Source organism: Klebsiella sp. Sb-30 (genome assembly GCF_057652795.1).
Genome location: NZ_CM172749.1, coordinates 3,066,326 through 3,080,180 on the forward strand (window position 1 = coordinate 3,066,326; position 13,855 = coordinate 3,080,180).

The window sequence follows — 13,855 nt, forward strand, 5'->3', positions numbered from 1 at the left end:
AAGATACCATGTTTCATTATCCGCCATACACCGCATGAATATGCTGAGAAGCGCCTAAAAGAGCACCATACCCTCAGGTTTTTGATGAATATCAATCCACAGCTCCCTTTGCAGCATCACGATCGGCGCAACCCGTGCTCTCGTACGCTTTGTCCGTTTATTCAGGGAGATGGAGGATAAAAACGCCTGGTGGTTTTACGAGGTATACTCGAAGTAGCGGTGTGGTATGCATTCGAACCTGCGGAACAGCACGGCGGCGCAGCCGTCGTGATATTGTCCCTGTGAGCGTTGAAGGTGATGGAATATGTCATTCAATATTAATAAGATAGAGCACCGCTCTATCATCATAAAAACATTATGCGCCTGAAAATATCTTCTCTCCTGGCGGTAGCATCGCTGCTGTGCGGGCAGGCTGTTGCCGCGCCCACGCTGCCTGCGAATGCCGATATTCGCGATAGCGGCTTTGTTTACTGCGTCAGCGGTCAGGTTAATACCTTTAACCCGCAGAAAGTCAGCAGCGGTCTGATTGTCGACACGTTAGCCGCCCAGCTGTACGATCGCCTGCTGGATGTCGATCCCTATACCTACCGTCTGGTCCCTGAGCTGGCCGAAAGCTGGGAAGTCCTGGATAACGGCGCGACTTACCGCTTCCATCTGCGTAGCCACGTCCCTTTCCAGTCGACATCCTGGTTTAAACCCACCCGCGCCTTTAACGCTGACGATGTGATTTTCACCTTCAGTCGTATTTTTAACCGCGACGATCCGTGGCACAGCGTCAACGGCAGCAGCTTCCCCTATTTCGACAGCTTACAGTTCGCCGACAGCGTCGAAAGCGTGCGTAAGCTGGACAACCAAACCGTCGAATTTCGCCTGAAGCGGCCGGATGCCTCGTTCCTCTGGCACCTGGCCACCCACTATGCGTCGGTCATGTCTGCGGAATACGGCGCGCAGTTGACCAAAGCCGATCGTCCGGAACAGCTTGACCGTCAACCGGTCGGTACCGGTCCGTTCCAGCTGGAAGAGTACCGCGCCGGGCAATACGTGCGCCTGCAGCGCCATCCGGATTACTGGCGCGGCAAACCGCTGATGCCGCAGGTGGTGGTCGACCTCGGTTCCGGCGGTACCGGCCGCTTGTCGAAACTGCTCACCGGGGAGTGCGACGTTCTGGCCTGGCCTGCCGCCAGCCAGTTGACCATTTTACGCGACGATCCCCGTCTGCGTCTGACGCTACGCCCGGGAATGAATATCGCCTGGCTGGCGTTCAATACCGCCCGGCCGCCGCTGGATAAACCGGAAGTTCGCCATGCGCTGGCGCTGGCTATCAACAACCAACGCCTGATGCAGTCTATTTATTACGGTACGGCGGAAACAGCCGCGTCGATGTTGCCGCGCGCCTCGTGGGCCTACGATAACGACGCTAAAATTACCGAATACAATCCAAAAGAAGCGCGCGAGCGGCTCAAAGCGCTGGGGCTGGAAAAGCTGACGCTCAAGCTCTGGGTGCCCACCAGCTCACAGGCCTGGAACCCCAGCCCGCTGAAAACCGCCGAGCTGATTCAGGCGGACATGGCGCAAATTGGCGTGAAGGTGATTATTGTACCGGTCGAAGGCCGTTTCCAGGAGGCCAGGCTGATGGACATGAACCACGATCTGACGCTCTCCGGTTGGGCCACGGACAGCAACGACCCGGATAGTTTTTTCCGCCCGCTGCTGAGCTGTGCGGCCATTGCCTCACAGACCAACTTCGCCCACTGGTGCAATCGCGAATTTGACGAGGTATTGCAAAAGGCCCTGCGCTCGCAGCAGCTGGCGTCGCGCATTGAAGCCTATAAAGAGGCGCAGCATATCCTGGCCCGCGACCTGCCGGTGCTGCCGCTGGCGTCATCGCTGCGTCTGCAGGCCTACCGCTATGATATGAAAGGTCTGATACTGAGTCCGTTTGGCAACGCTTCCTTTGCGGGCGTCTCGCGGGAGAAAAAAGACGAGGTGAAAAAACCATGATTATTTTTACCCTGCGCCGCCTGCTGCTGCTGCTGGTCACCCTCTTTTTCCTGACCTTCGTCGGCTTCAGCCTGAGCTATTTTACCCCCCACGCCCCGCTGCAGGGCGCGTCGCTGTGGAACGCCTGGCAGTTTTGGTTCAGCGGGCTGTTGCACTGGGACTTCGGGGTCTCCAGCATTAACGGTCAGCTGATTTCCGAACAGCTGAAAGAGGTTTTCCCTGCCACCATGGAGCTGTGTATCCTCGCGTTTGGCTTCGCGCTGCTGGTGGGTATCCCCGTCGGTATGCTGGCGGGGATTATGCGCAACAAGTGGCCCGATACGCTGATCAGCGCCCTCGCGCTGCTTGGCTTCTCGATTCCCGTGTTCTGGCTGGCGCTGCTGCTGACGCTCTTTTTCTCTCTGACCCTCGGCTGGTTCCCGGTCTCCGGGCGCTTCGACCTGCTGTACGAAGTGAAAACGGTTACCGGTTTTGCGCTGATTGACGCCTGGCTGTCCGATTCGCCGTGGCGCCATGAGATGATCGTCAGCGCCGTTCGCCATATGGTGCTGCCGGTACTGACGCTGGCGGTCGCCCCCACCACCGAAGTGATCCGCCTGATGCGCATCAGCACCAGCGAAGTGTATGACACCAACTACGTGAAGGCGGCGGCTACCCGCGGCGTGTCGCGACGTACGATTTTACACCGCCACGTGCTGCACAACGCTCTGCCGCCGGTGATCCCACGTCTTGGGCTGCAGTTTTCAACCATGCTGACCCTGGCGATGATCACTGAAATGGTCTTCAGCTGGCCGGGGCTCGGTCGCTGGTTGATAAACGCGATTCGCCAGCAGGATTACGCCGCCATTTCGGCCGGCGTGATGGTCATTGGCGCACTGGTGATTACCGTCAACGTGATATCAGATATTCTGGGTGCGATGGCTAACCCGCTGAAACATAAGGAATGGTATGCCCTACGATAGTGTGTATCTGGAAAAGCGTCCGCCCGGGGCGCTGCGTACCGTCTGGCGAAAATTCTACGGCGACACGACTGCGATGATCGGCCTGTACGGCTGCGCGGGTCTGGTGCTGCTGTGCGTCTTCGGCGGCTGGTTTGCCCCTTATGGTATCGATCAGCAGTTTCTTGGCTACCAGCTGTTGCCGCCGTCATGGTCGCGCTATGGCGAAGTGTCGTTCTTCCTCGGGACCGACGATCTCGGTCGCGATGTATTGAGCCGTCTGCTGAGCGGCGCGGCGCCGACCGTCGGCGGCGCTTTTGTCGTCACCTTCGCGGCGACGCTGTTTGGCCTGGTGCTCGGCGTCGTCGCCGGCTCAACCCATGGCCTGCTGTCGGCGATGTTGAACCATATCCTCGATACCCTGCTGTCGATTCCGTCGCTGCTGCTGGCCATTATTGTCGTGGCTTTCGCCGGGCCGCATCTGAGCCACGCGATGTTCGCCGTCTGGCTGGCGCTGCTGCCGCGTATCGTGCGTTCGGTCTACAGCATGGTGCATGATGAGCTGGAAAAAGAGTACGTCATCGCCGCCCGTCTCGACGGCGCGTCGACATTAAATATTCTCTGGTTTGCGGTGCTGCCGAATATCGCCTCCGGGCTGGTCACGGAGATCACCCGCGCATTATCCATGGCGATTCTCGATATCGCTGCCCTGGGCTTTCTCGACCTCGGCGCCCAGCTTCCCTCCCCGGAATGGGGGGCGATGCTGGGCGACGCGCTGGAGCTGATTTACGTCGCGCCATGGACGGTAATGCTGCCCGGTGCGGCGATTATGATTAGCGTCCTGTTGGTCAACCTGCTGGGCGACGGGATCCGCCGCGCCATTATCGCCGGGGTGGAATAATGCCGTTACTTGATATTCGCAACCTGACCATTGAGTTCAAAACCAACGAGGGCTGGGTCAAAGCCGTCGACCGCGTCAGCCTGACCCTTGCGGAAGGTGAGATTCGCGGCCTGGTGGGCGAATCCGGCTCCGGTAAAAGTTTAATTGCCAAAGCGATCTGTGGCGTCACCAAAGACAACTGGCGGGTCACCGCCGACCGTATGCGTTTCGATGATATCGATCTCTTACGCCTTTCCAGCCGCGAACGCCGCAAGCTGATTGGCCACAACGTGTCGATGATTTTTCAGGAGCCACAGTCCTGTCTCGATCCGTCGGAGCGTATCGGCCTGCAGTTAATGCAGAATATCCCCGGCTGGACTTTTAAAGGCCGCTGGTGGCAGCGTATCGGCTGGCGAAAACGCCGGGCCATCGAACTGCTGCATCGTGTCGGGATTAAAGATCACAAAGACGCCATGCGCAGTTTTCCCTACGAATTAACCGACGGGGAGTGTCAGAAGGTGATGATTGCCATCGCCCTCGCCAACCAGCCGCGTCTGCTGATCGCCGATGAGCCGACCAACGCCATGGAACCGACAACCCAGGCGCAAATCATCCGCCTGCTTACGCGTCTGAATCAGAACAATAACACCACCATTTTGCTGATCAGCCACGATATGCAGATGCTCAGCAAATGGGCGGATAAAATCAATGTCATGTACTGCGGACAAACGGTAGAAACGGCGCCCAGCGAAGAGCTGGTGACAACGCCTCATCATCCGTATACCCAGGCATTAATCCGCGCGATCCCGGATTTTGGCAGCGCGCTCCCGCATAAAAGCCGCCTGAATACGCTGCCGGGAGCCATCCCTCTGCTCGAGCAGCTGCCGATCGGCTGCCGTCTTGGACCGCGGTGCCCCTACGCGCAGCGTGAATGCATTGAAACGCCGCGCCTGACCGGAGCCAGAACGCATCTGTATGCCTGTCATTTCCCGCTAAACATGGAGAAAGAGTGAAATGGTCGAAACATTGCTCGAAGTCCGTAATCTGAGTAAGACCTTTCGCTACCGTACCGGCTGGTTTCGTCGTCAGATGGTGGAAGCGGTGAAACCGCTCAGTTTTACGCTGCGCGAACGCCAGACGCTGGCGATTATCGGCGAGAACGGTTCAGGAAAATCGACCCTGGCGAAAATGCTGGCGGGCATGATCGAACCGACATCCGGCGAGCTGTTGATTGACGATCATCCGCTGACGTTTGGCGACTACTCTTTCCGCAGTCAGCGTATCCGCATGATCTTTCAGGACCCGTCGACCTCGCTGAACCCGCGGCAGCGTATTTCGCAGATCCTCGACTTCCCGCTGCGCCTGAATACCGACCTCGAACCAGAGGCGCGGGAGAAGCAGATTATTGAGACGCTGCGAATGGTCGGCCTGCTGCCGGACCACGTGAGCTACTATCCACATATGCTGGCTCCCGGCCAGAAGCAGCGTCTGGGCCTCGCGCGCGCGCTGATTCTGCGTCCGAAAGTGATCATCTGTGATGAAGCCCTGGCGTCGCTGGATATGTCAATGCGTTCGCAGCTGATCAACCTGATGCTGGAGTTACAGGAGAAACAGGGGATTTCGTATATCTACGTGACCCAGCATCTGGGGATGATGAAGCATATCAGCGACCAGGTTCTGGTGATGCATCAGGGCGAGGTCGTCGAGCGCGGCAGTACTGCCGATGTGCTGGCGTCACCGCTGCACGACCTCACCCGACGTCTGATTGCCGGCCACTTTGGCGAGGCGCTGACCGCCGATGCCTGGCGCAAAGACGGTAAATAACCGTCCGCGCCGGCAGCAGCTCCATCGGCCCTAGTCCGGGAACACGCTCTGCGTCGGCAGCACGCGACGATCAAAACGACGCAGCGCGTAGTAAAGAGCCCCGGTCCCGAACCAGCCGATAATCCAGGAGACATCGTTGCCGGCAAACAGCCACGTCAGCGAGCCGTGATACAGCGGGTTCTCAATAAACGGCAGCTGGATAAGCACGCCGGCCACATAAACGACAATCGCGTAGATGTTCCAGTATCCGTAACGCTGTTGCGGATCGGAGAGCGCGGGAATATCCACGGCGCCTGCGGAAATCAGATAGTAGTCGGTCAGACTGATGGCGCTCCACGGAACGAAAAACGCCAGCAGGAAGAGCAGAAAATGGGTGAAGTTCTTTAAGAACGCCGGCTCGCTCAACAACGCAATCACGCATGAGATAGCCACCATCAGCACCACGAAGAGAATACGCGCCCGCTTCGACAGCGAAGCCTGACGGCGAAATCCGGAAACGATGGTGCTCAGCGACATAAAGCTGCCGTAGGCGTTCAGGGTGGTAAAGGTGATTTTGCCAAAGCAGATCGCAAAGTAAATCACCATCGCCATCAGCTGGCTTTTGCCTAACCCGACGATAAAGCTCACTTCATGGCCGGAAAACGCGCTGCCGGCGATAGCCGCCGTCAGAACGCCTAGCGTCATCGATGCCTGAGTCCCCAGCACCGTACCGCTGAAGACGCACAAAAACGTTTTCGCGCCCGAGACATTGCGCGGCAGATAGCGAGAGTAATCGGAAACGTAGGGGCAGAACGCAATCTGCCACGACGATGATAACGACACGGCCAGTAAAAACATCGGCAGAGAAAAATGGTTATTCTGCGCGATCGCCGGCAGATTGGCGGACAGCAGCAGCGTCACGAACAGATAGACAAACGCCAGCACCCCGACCACGCTCGCCACTTTGCCCAGCTTATGGATGACCCTATAGCCCAGCACGGCAATCACAATAATAATCGCGCTGAACAACAACATGCCGGCCACGTCAGAGATCGACAGCAGCCTTGCCATTGCCTGACCGGCCAGTACGGTACCGCTGGCCGAAAAGCCGACATACATCACGCACACCAGCACCAGCGGCACCACGGCACCAAACACGCCAAACTGCGCCCGGCTGATGATCATCTGCGGCAACCCCAGGCGCGGCCCCTGTAGCGCATGCAGGGACATCACCGCCGCGCCAAGCACCTGCCCCACCAACAGCCCAATCAGCGACCAGACAACATCGCCCCCCAGCACCACCGCCAGCGCACCGGTGACGATGGCGGTAATCTGCAGATTACCGCCGAACCACAGCGTAAACTGGCTAAAGGGATGCCCGTGGCGTTCGCGGTCAGGAATATAATCGATCGACCGCGTTTCCGTTACCCCCTGTTCGCGCTGGGTTGACTGCCGGTCGGCTGGTGAAAAAGAAGACATTATTTCCTCGCTATAGATTATTGTTATTGTTGTGTTTTATTTTCTTATTCTGTTGCTATTGACCGTTCAGGCGCGATGCCATCCAGTCAGCCCGATGGCTTTTGATGGTCGCCACCGCTTTGGCGATTTCTGGCGCCAGCCAGCGATCGTCTTCCCATGTCGCCACGCGCTGTCGCAGCAGCGCCAGCGCGTGACGCGTGCCGGCTGCCAGCATGTCCTGAGCATGAAACTCCAGCCCCTGAGCGGCCAGCAGATACTCGATAGCCATAATTTGATACAGGTTGGCCAGCAGGCGCTGTAGCTTGAGCGATGCGCCGGTCCCGAGGCTCAGGTGATCTTCCTGCAGCGCCGAGGTCACAAAATTATCAAGCACCGCCGGCTGCGCCAGCTGCTTGTTCTCCGCACAAAGCGAGGCCGCGACGTACTGGGCGATCATCATCCCGGAGTTCACCCCGGGTTTGGCCACCAGGAACGCCGGCAGGCCGCTGATTAACGGGTTGACCAGGCGATCCAGACGCCGCTCGGCAATCGCGCCCAGTTCGGCCATCGCAATCGCCAGCACATCACAGGCCATGGCGACCGATTCCCCATGCGGATGCGCCTGCGACACCACTCGCCAGTTCTCGAGGGTGCCGAGAATCAAGGGATTATCCGTACAGGCGTTCAGCTCGGTGTTAATTTGCCGCTCGGCATGATCGAACTGATCGCGGCAGGCGCCGTGTACCTGCGGCATAGATCGCAGACTGAGCGCATCCTGGGTACGTATCCCCTGGCTGGCGCTCAACAGTGGACTGTCGGCCAGCAGCTGGCGCAATCGGGCGCCGCTGTGCTGCATGCCAGGACTGGCCTTCAATGCCAGGATCTCGGCGTCAAACGCCACGATCTGTCCGCGCAGCGCTTCAAAACTCATCGCACCGGTGACGTCGGCCCAGTCCAGCAGTTGGCTGGCGTCGTCGAGGGCCAGACAGGCCATTCCGGTCATACACGGCGTCCCGTTGACCAGGCTTAATCCCTCTTTTGCCCCCGGCGAAATGGCGGATAGTCCCGCCTGCGCCAGCGCTTCGGCAGCAGGAACCACCCGCCCCTGCCAGCTCACCTCGCCGATCCCCATCAGCGCCAGGCCGATATGCGCCATATGCGTCAGATAGCCCACCGAACCTTGCGAAGGCACCTGCGGCGTGATTTGCTGATTCAGGAAGGCGAGCAGCTGTTGCACGATGGCGCAGGAAATCCCGGACTTACCATGGCTGTAGTTGGCGACGGCGGCGCACATAATGGCCCGCGTCTGGGCGTCGTCCAGCAGAGGGCCGACGCCGCAGGCGTGGCTCAACAGCGTATTGCGCGATAGCTGGCTCAGCTGCTCTTCAGGCAGAGTGATATTGCACAAGGCTCCGAGGCCGGTATTAATCCCGTAGGCTATCTGCCCCGCGTCGATAATATGCTGAACAATCGCTCGCCCCTGTGCGATGCGCTCCCAGGCGCCGGCGCTGAGCGCCAGCTGCGCCTGGCCTCTGGCGACCTGCACAACCTCCTGCCAGCATAACGGGGCGTCGCCCCACAGCACCTGTTGGTTCATACGGATTGTCCTGGTTGGTGATGGCTGGAAATAAACTGTTGAAAACGCGGCGACCCATGCGCGCCGAACAGCGCCTCCGGCGCACCGTCGCAATCAATCGTGCCTTGATGCATAAACACCACGCGGTTGGAGACATGGCGGGCAAAGCCTAGCTCATGCGTGACCACCAGCATCGTGCGCCCCTCTTCCGCCAGGCTGCGCATCACTTTTAATACTTCGCCCACCAGTTCCGGATCTAACGCCGAAGTCGGCTCATCAAAGAGCATCACCTCCGGATCCATCGCCAGCGCCCGGGCTATTGCCACGCGCTGTTGCTGACCTCCCGAGAGCTGGGCCGGGTAAAAATCCTTGCGGTTCAACATGCCGACGCGATCGAGCAGCTGCTCCGCCTGTTCAATGCACTCCTGCTTACTGCGTTTTAAGACGTAATGCGGCCCTTCAATCACGTTTTGCAGCACCGTCATATGCGACCACAGGTTAAAGCTTTGGAACACCATCCCCAGCCGCGAACGCAGACGTTCGATCTGCTTAGGGTTGGCCGCTAAACGGTGGCCGCGCGCATGGTGTTTCATCTCAATGGTTTCACCCCCCACGCTGACCACGCCCGCATCGGGTGTTTCCAGCAGGTTGATGCAGCGCAACAGCGTACTCTTACCTGAACCGCTGGCGCCCAGAATCGAGATCACATCGCCTTTTTGCGCCTGGATAGAAATTCCCTTCAGCACATCAAGTGAACCAAAGGATTTATGGATATCGCTGACGGACAGCGTCACGGGACGGGGATCGTGCATACTATTCTCCTTTGGCGGCCGGTTTGAGTGCGACGGTGGCCGGGGTTTGCCGGGTATGCGGCGTCAGACGACGCTCAAGCAGCGCATAAAGCTGTACGATGATAAAGTTGAGCAGCAAATAGATAACCGCGGCGCAGAGAAAGACCTCCATCGTCCGGTAGGTTCTCTGGATAATTTGCTGCGCCACGCCGGTCACATCCCACACCGTCACCAGACTGGCCAGCGCGGTGGATTTCACCAGCAAAATCGCCTCGGTTGAGTAGGCCGGCAGCGCATAGCGCAGCATCACCGGGGCGATGATGCGGCGCAGCAGCAGAAAACGGGACATCCCGCATGCCTGTCCGGCTTCAATCTGGCCAGAGGGCACCGCCAGCAGCGCGCCGCGCAGGATTTCCGCGGTGTAGGCGGCGGTACACAGCGCCAGCGCCAGCACCGCGCAGATAAACGGCTCGCGCAGCAGCGGCCACAGAAAACTGTGGCGAATCACGCCAAACTGCCCCAGCCCGTAATAGATAAGAAACAGCTGGATCAGCAGCGGCGAACCGCGAAACACCAGAATGTAACCTTTGGCAACACTGCTGAGCAGCGGCCAGCGGCTCATGCGCAGCGCCAGAACCCCCACCGCCAGTACGCCGCCGCAGAGAAAGGAGCAGATAAACAGCCCCAGCGTGACCGGCAGCGCGGCACAGAGCTTGAGGAAGGTATCGCTGAGAAAGGCAACGTCGATAAACATAAATTCTCCTTAAGCCTGAGCCGCGGTACGGCGCAGCCAGGCGCGATTCAGGCGAAGTTCCGCCCGAATAAACGCCCGGTTGGACACCAGGGTGAGTATCAGGTAGCAGCCGCCGCCAATCACATAGAACAGGAAGTATTCGCGGGTGGAGCCAGCGGCGATCTGGCTGGCGCGCATTAGCTCCGCAATCCCCGTCACCGAGACCAGCGCCGAATCTTTAAGGCTCATCTGCCAGACGTTTGACAACCCAGGCAGCGAATAGCGGGCAATCTGCGGCAGCATGATGCGCTGAAAAATCCGCCAGCGCGGCATGCCGATTGCCGATGCCGCCTCGACTTCACCGGGCATCAGCGCCAGGCGCGCCGCGCGGTAAACTTCAGCCTGATAAGAGGCGGAAATTAAGCCGATAGCCAGCGAGCCAATCAGAAACGGCGGGACCTCGATAAAGCCGTCGGCGCCAAACAGCTGACCAATCGCCGAGACCAGTCCAGACCCGCCAAAATAGAACAGGTAAATGACCAGCAGCTCAGGAATGCCGCGGAATACCACCGAATAGGCGGAGCCGAACCAGCGCACGGGGGCGTGTGGCGACAGCTTTGCTGCGGCAATCATGCCGCCGACCACGGCGCCGACCGCTAACGCGGCGAGAGACAGCAGCAGCGTGGTCAGCGTCGCGCTCAGGATGAGCGTTCCCCAACCGTTCTCACCAAAACTCAGCAGACTAAGCATCTTCAACCTCACTTATGGCGTGACATCGCTTTTAAACCATTTTTCGCTCAGCTTTTTCACCGTTCCGTCCGCCAGCGCGGCCTGAATCGCGGTATCCAGCTTCGCTTTTAAATCGACATCAGCGTGACGAACGCCCATCGCTTCGCCCTCGCCCCAGATGGGGCCGCTCAGCTGCGGGCCGCTGAAGTTGAGGTTGCTGTTTTCCGGACGCGCAAGGGTGGTGTTGGCGAAGGTAATATCGTCGAAGACGGCATCAATACGTTCGGCCTGGAGATCCAAAATAGCGTCCGCTGAATTGCTGTATTCACGAATATCGGCCACATCTTTGAAGTATTTGTCGATGAACGGGGTATAAACGGTGCCGGAAGCGATACCGATCGTTTTTCCTTTCAGGGCCGCTTTTAATGGCGCAATCGCCGCCTGAATCTCTTTTTCATCATCGTTAAGCTTGATGGTGTGGTTGGCTCCGGTCGCCGGCGGCAGCAACGTGCCTTTTACCGCGATAAATGACGCCGGTGTTGCGGCATAGGGGACCGTGAAGGAGACCACCTGTTTTCTTTCCGGGGTGATGACGATGGCGTCCATAATCACATCGTATTTCCCGGCGTTGAGTCCGGCGATCATCCCGTCCCAGTTTTGCACCACCAGCTTGCACTCAATGCCCATGCGCTGGCAGAGATTAGCCATCAGTTCTGGTTCGAAGCCGCTGAGCTTGCCGCCCGGCAGCGTCAGGTTCCAGGGTTCATAACCCCCTTCCGTTGCGATGGTGATGGACTTCCACTCTTTGGCATTGACCGTACTGCCGCAGAGCAAAAGTCCTGAAAACAGGGTTGTCAGACAGACCTGGCGAAAAGTGATGCTCTGCTTCATGATAATTCTCCTGATTTCATTTAAGTCATGCCGCTCTGGCGGTGCCAGCCGGACGTAAAATTCAGATGACAGAGCATGTATATACAAGCATTGACAAATCAGCACACCCTCCTGATGATGGATTTGTGAGCTGCACTGTAAATAATTTGTAATCGAATTGAAAATTGTGTGTAGCTAAAACTTTACACAAAGCGACAAAGCGATGGTGAAACTGCGATGATAACTCCCTTTAACTTCTCTTCCCTGCCGAGGACTCCGTGGAAAAACGGCGGCGGCGAAACCCGCGAAATTGTCAGCGTGCCCTCGCCTGACGCCGATGCCCCGTTTCTGTGGCGAGCCAGCATTGCCACGCTGGAGCACGACGGACCGTTTTCCCGGTTCAGCGGCATTGACCGGATCATTACCTTAATTGAGGGCCAGCCGCTCTGGCTTCGCGGCGAGGGGATTCATCATCATCTGAGACGCTGGGAGCCGTGGGCATTTTCCGGCGAATGGGCGCTGGGTAGCGAAGGCATTTCCGCACCGGGGCTGGATTTTAACATTATGACGCAACGCACCCGCGCGGCTGCGCAGGTCAGCGTGGTCTCCGGTGAACAGCATCCCGGTAACGAAGGCATCGCCTGGGTACTTCAGGGATGCTGGCAGCTTGCCGGCGAACGCTATGACGCGCGCTCAGGGCTCTGGTGGCAGAGCCAGTCGCCCGGGGCCCTGATTCCACTCTCGCCTGATGCCCGGCTTTTGCTGACCGGTATCACCCGTCGTTAGCCCGCACAACGCCGGGCAAGAGGCGTAAAACGAGCCTGATATCCGGTGATATACTGGAGTGTGTCTGGTCGTCATTACGTGTTAAGGCACGAAAATATCGTGACACAAGGGGTCGTCAGTGGGATATAATTCTCGGCTAAATTTGAGTTATTTTGAAATAACAACCTTAACCCCATGATTGTTAAAGTAAAAATAAGCAATAACGATAAGGATTAAAGCTATGGGTTTTCTTTCCGGTAAGCGCATTCTGGTCACTGGCGTTGCCAGCAAACTGTCCATCGCCTACGGTATTGCGCAAGCAATGCACCGTGAAGGGGCTGAACTGGCGTTCACCTATCAGAACGAAAAACTGAAAGGTCGTGTGGAAGAATTTGCCGCGGCACTGGGTTCTGACATCGTACTGCCGTGCGACGTGGCTGAAGATGAGAGCATCGACTCTCTGTTCGCTGAACTGACTAAAGTCTGGCCGAAATTTGACGGCTTCGTTCACTCAATCGGTTTCGCACCGGCTGACCAGCTGGACGGCGACTACGTCAACGCGGTCACCCGCGAAGGTTTCAAAATCGCTCACGATATCAGCGCCTACAGCTTCGTGGCGATGGCGAAAGCCTGCCGCGGTATGCTGAACCCGGGTTCCGCGCTGCTGACGCTCTCCTATCTGGGCGCAGAGCGTGCGATTCCTAACTACAACGTTATGGGTCTGGCAAAAGCGTCTCTGGAAGCGAACGTGCGCTACATGGCAAACGCGATGGGTCCGGAAGGCGTGCGCGTTAACGCCATCTCTGCGGGTCCAATCCGTACGCTGGCAGCGTCCGGCATTAAAGATTTCCGTAAAATGCTGGCGCATTGCGAAGCGGTTACCCCGATTCGCCGTACCGTGACTATCGAAGACGTGGGTAACAGCGCAGCCTTCCTGTGCTCCGACCTGTCTGCCGGTATCTCCGGTGAAGTCGTTCACGTCGATGGCGGTTTCAGCATCGCGGCAATGAACGAGCTGGAACTGAAATAAGTTCCTTTCCCTCCTCACCCCGTGAGGAGGGATTGCCTTCGCGGCATCCCGCTCTTCTCTGCATTTCCTGCATTCCCTGCATTCCCTGCATTCCCTGCATTCCCTGCATTCCCTGCATTCCCTGCATTCCCTGCATTCCCTGCATTCCCTGCATTCCCTGCATTCCCTGCATTCCCTGCATTCCAGAAACCTACATTCACCCCTGTTATTCCAAACAGCTATTTGTTAGCACGTATCAATATTTTCTCCCGCTCCAGGGTTACGCCAGGATAGTTATGCAT

13 protein-coding genes are annotated in these 13,855 nt (G+C 58.0%); 7 read left to right on the forward strand and 6 right to left on the reverse strand.

Translation table 11 applies throughout. From position 1 onward, the window contains the following. Window positions 1-357: 357 nt before the first annotated feature. The 5 genes from sapA to sapF are packed head-to-tail and all read left to right on the forward strand — an operon-like array spanning window position 358 to window position 5,643. A complete protein-coding gene (gene sapA, locus AC236I_RS14360; protein ID WP_004861123.1) occupies window positions 358-2,001 on the forward strand; it encodes an ABC transporter substrate-binding protein SapA in 1,644 nt (547 codons plus the stop codon). After that, window positions 1,998-2,963 (forward strand): putrescine export ABC transporter permease SapB, encoded by a 966-nt coding sequence (gene sapB / locus AC236I_RS14365; protein WP_004861121.1) that lies wholly within the window; start codon window positions 1,998-2,000, stop codon window positions 2,961-2,963. The genes sapA and sapB overlap by 4 nt, the downstream gene beginning before the upstream one ends. After that, complete coding sequence (gene sapC / locus AC236I_RS14370) at window positions 2,950-3,840, forward strand: putrescine export ABC transporter permease SapC (protein WP_004861118.1); 891 nt, start codon at window positions 2,950-2,952, stop codon at window positions 3,838-3,840. Before sapB ends, sapC begins: the two co-directional genes overlap by 14 nt. Continuing rightward, the gene (sapD, locus tag AC236I_RS14375) at window positions 3,840-4,832 is read left to right on the forward strand and encodes a putrescine export ABC transporter ATP-binding protein SapD (protein WP_004861115.1); all 993 of its coding nucleotides are present in this window, start codon (window positions 3,840-3,842) and stop codon (window positions 4,830-4,832) included. Before sapC ends, sapD begins: the two co-directional genes overlap by 1 nt. Before the next feature lies 1 nt (window position 4,833). Then, the gene (sapF, locus tag AC236I_RS14380) at window positions 4,834-5,643 is read left to right on the forward strand and encodes a peptide ABC transporter ATP-binding protein SapF (protein ID WP_004861112.1); all 810 of its coding nucleotides are present in this window, start codon (window positions 4,834-4,836) and stop codon (window positions 5,641-5,643) included. 30 nt (window positions 5,644-5,673) lie between these two features. On the opposite strand, the gene AC236I_RS14385 is transcribed toward sapF, so the two are convergent. The 6 genes from AC236I_RS14385 to AC236I_RS14410 are packed head-to-tail and all read right to left on the reverse strand — an operon-like array spanning window position 5,674 to window position 11,800. Then, entirely contained in the window at window positions 5,674-7,101 is a 1,428-nt protein-coding gene (locus AC236I_RS14385) for a purine-cytosine permease family protein (RefSeq protein ID WP_104896245.1), read from the reverse strand. A 55-nt stretch (window positions 7,102-7,156) separates the two neighbouring features. Beyond that, window positions 7,157-8,677, reverse strand: a complete 1,521-nt coding sequence (locus AC236I_RS14390) for an HAL/PAL/TAL family ammonia-lyase (protein WP_015584559.1) — start codon at window positions 8,675-8,677, stop codon at window positions 7,157-7,159. Beyond that, complete coding sequence (locus AC236I_RS14395) at window positions 8,674-9,468, reverse strand: ABC transporter ATP-binding protein (protein ID WP_004861098.1); 795 nt, start codon at window positions 9,466-9,468, stop codon at window positions 8,674-8,676. The genes AC236I_RS14390 and AC236I_RS14395 overlap by 4 nt, the downstream gene beginning before the upstream one ends. A gap of 1 nt (window position 9,469) precedes the next feature. Then, window positions 9,470-10,201 (reverse strand): ABC transporter permease, encoded by a 732-nt coding sequence (locus tag AC236I_RS14400; protein WP_004861096.1) that lies wholly within the window; start codon window positions 10,199-10,201, stop codon window positions 9,470-9,472. Window positions 10,202-10,210: 9 nt separating this feature from the next. After that, window positions 10,211-10,930, reverse strand: a complete 720-nt coding sequence (locus AC236I_RS14405) for an ABC transporter permease (protein WP_032717294.1) — start codon at window positions 10,928-10,930, stop codon at window positions 10,211-10,213. A 12-nt stretch (window positions 10,931-10,942) separates the two neighbouring features. Beyond that, complete coding sequence (locus AC236I_RS14410; RefSeq protein ID WP_015584562.1) at window positions 10,943-11,800, reverse strand: transporter substrate-binding domain-containing protein; 858 nt, start codon at window positions 11,798-11,800, stop codon at window positions 10,943-10,945. Between the two features lie 216 nt (window positions 11,801-12,016). Here AC236I_RS14410 and AC236I_RS14415 point away from each other — a divergent pair, with 216 nt between their 5' ends. Continuing rightward, window positions 12,017-12,565, forward strand: coding sequence for a HutD/Ves family protein (locus tag AC236I_RS14415; protein ID WP_015584563.1), 549 nt, complete (start codon window positions 12,017-12,019; stop codon window positions 12,563-12,565). Window positions 12,566-12,785: 220 nt separating this feature from the next. Then, entirely contained in the window at window positions 12,786-13,574 is a 789-nt protein-coding gene (fabI, locus tag AC236I_RS14420) for an enoyl-ACP reductase FabI (protein WP_004861084.1), read from the forward strand. The last annotated feature ends 281 nt before the right edge of the window (window positions 13,575-13,855 follow it).

What these genes read in the sequence shown, in the direction of transcription:
- sapA (WP_004861123.1), top strand. Translation starts at nt 358, where the DNA reads ATGCGCCTGAAAATATCTTCTCTCCTGGCGGTAGCATCGCTGCTGTGC.
- sapB (WP_004861121.1), top strand. Translation starts at nt 1,998, where the DNA reads ATGATTATTTTTACCCTGCGCCGCCTGCTGCTGCTGCTGGTCACCCTC.
- sapC (WP_004861118.1), top strand. Translation starts at nt 2,950, where the DNA reads ATGCCCTACGATAGTGTGTATCTGGAAAAGCGTCCGCCCGGGGCGCTG.
- sapD (WP_004861115.1), top strand. Translation starts at nt 3,840, where the DNA reads ATGCCGTTACTTGATATTCGCAACCTGACCATTGAGTTCAAAACCAAC.
- sapF (WP_004861112.1), top strand. Translation starts at nt 4,834, where the DNA reads ATGGTCGAAACATTGCTCGAAGTCCGTAATCTGAGTAAGACCTTTCGC.
- AC236I_RS14385 (WP_104896245.1), bottom strand. Translation starts at nt 7,101, where the DNA reads ATGTCTTCTTTTTCACCAGCCGACCGGCAGTCAACCCAGCGCGAACAG.
- AC236I_RS14390 (WP_015584559.1), bottom strand. Translation starts at nt 8,677, where the DNA reads ATGAACCAACAGGTGCTGTGGGGCGACGCCCCGTTATGCTGGCAGGAG.
- AC236I_RS14395 (WP_004861098.1), bottom strand. Translation starts at nt 9,468, where the DNA reads ATGCACGATCCCCGTCCCGTGACGCTGTCCGTCAGCGATATCCATAAA.
- AC236I_RS14400 (WP_004861096.1), bottom strand. Translation starts at nt 10,201, where the DNA reads ATGTTTATCGACGTTGCCTTTCTCAGCGATACCTTCCTCAAGCTCTGT.
- AC236I_RS14405 (WP_032717294.1), bottom strand. Translation starts at nt 10,930, where the DNA reads ATGCTTAGTCTGCTGAGTTTTGGTGAGAACGGTTGGGGAACGCTCATC.
- AC236I_RS14410 (WP_015584562.1), bottom strand. Translation starts at nt 11,800, where the DNA reads ATGAAGCAGAGCATCACTTTTCGCCAGGTCTGTCTGACAACCCTGTTT.
- AC236I_RS14415 (WP_015584563.1), top strand. Translation starts at nt 12,017, where the DNA reads ATGATAACTCCCTTTAACTTCTCTTCCCTGCCGAGGACTCCGTGGAAA.
- fabI (WP_004861084.1), top strand. Translation starts at nt 12,786, where the DNA reads ATGGGTTTTCTTTCCGGTAAGCGCATTCTGGTCACTGGCGTTGCCAGC.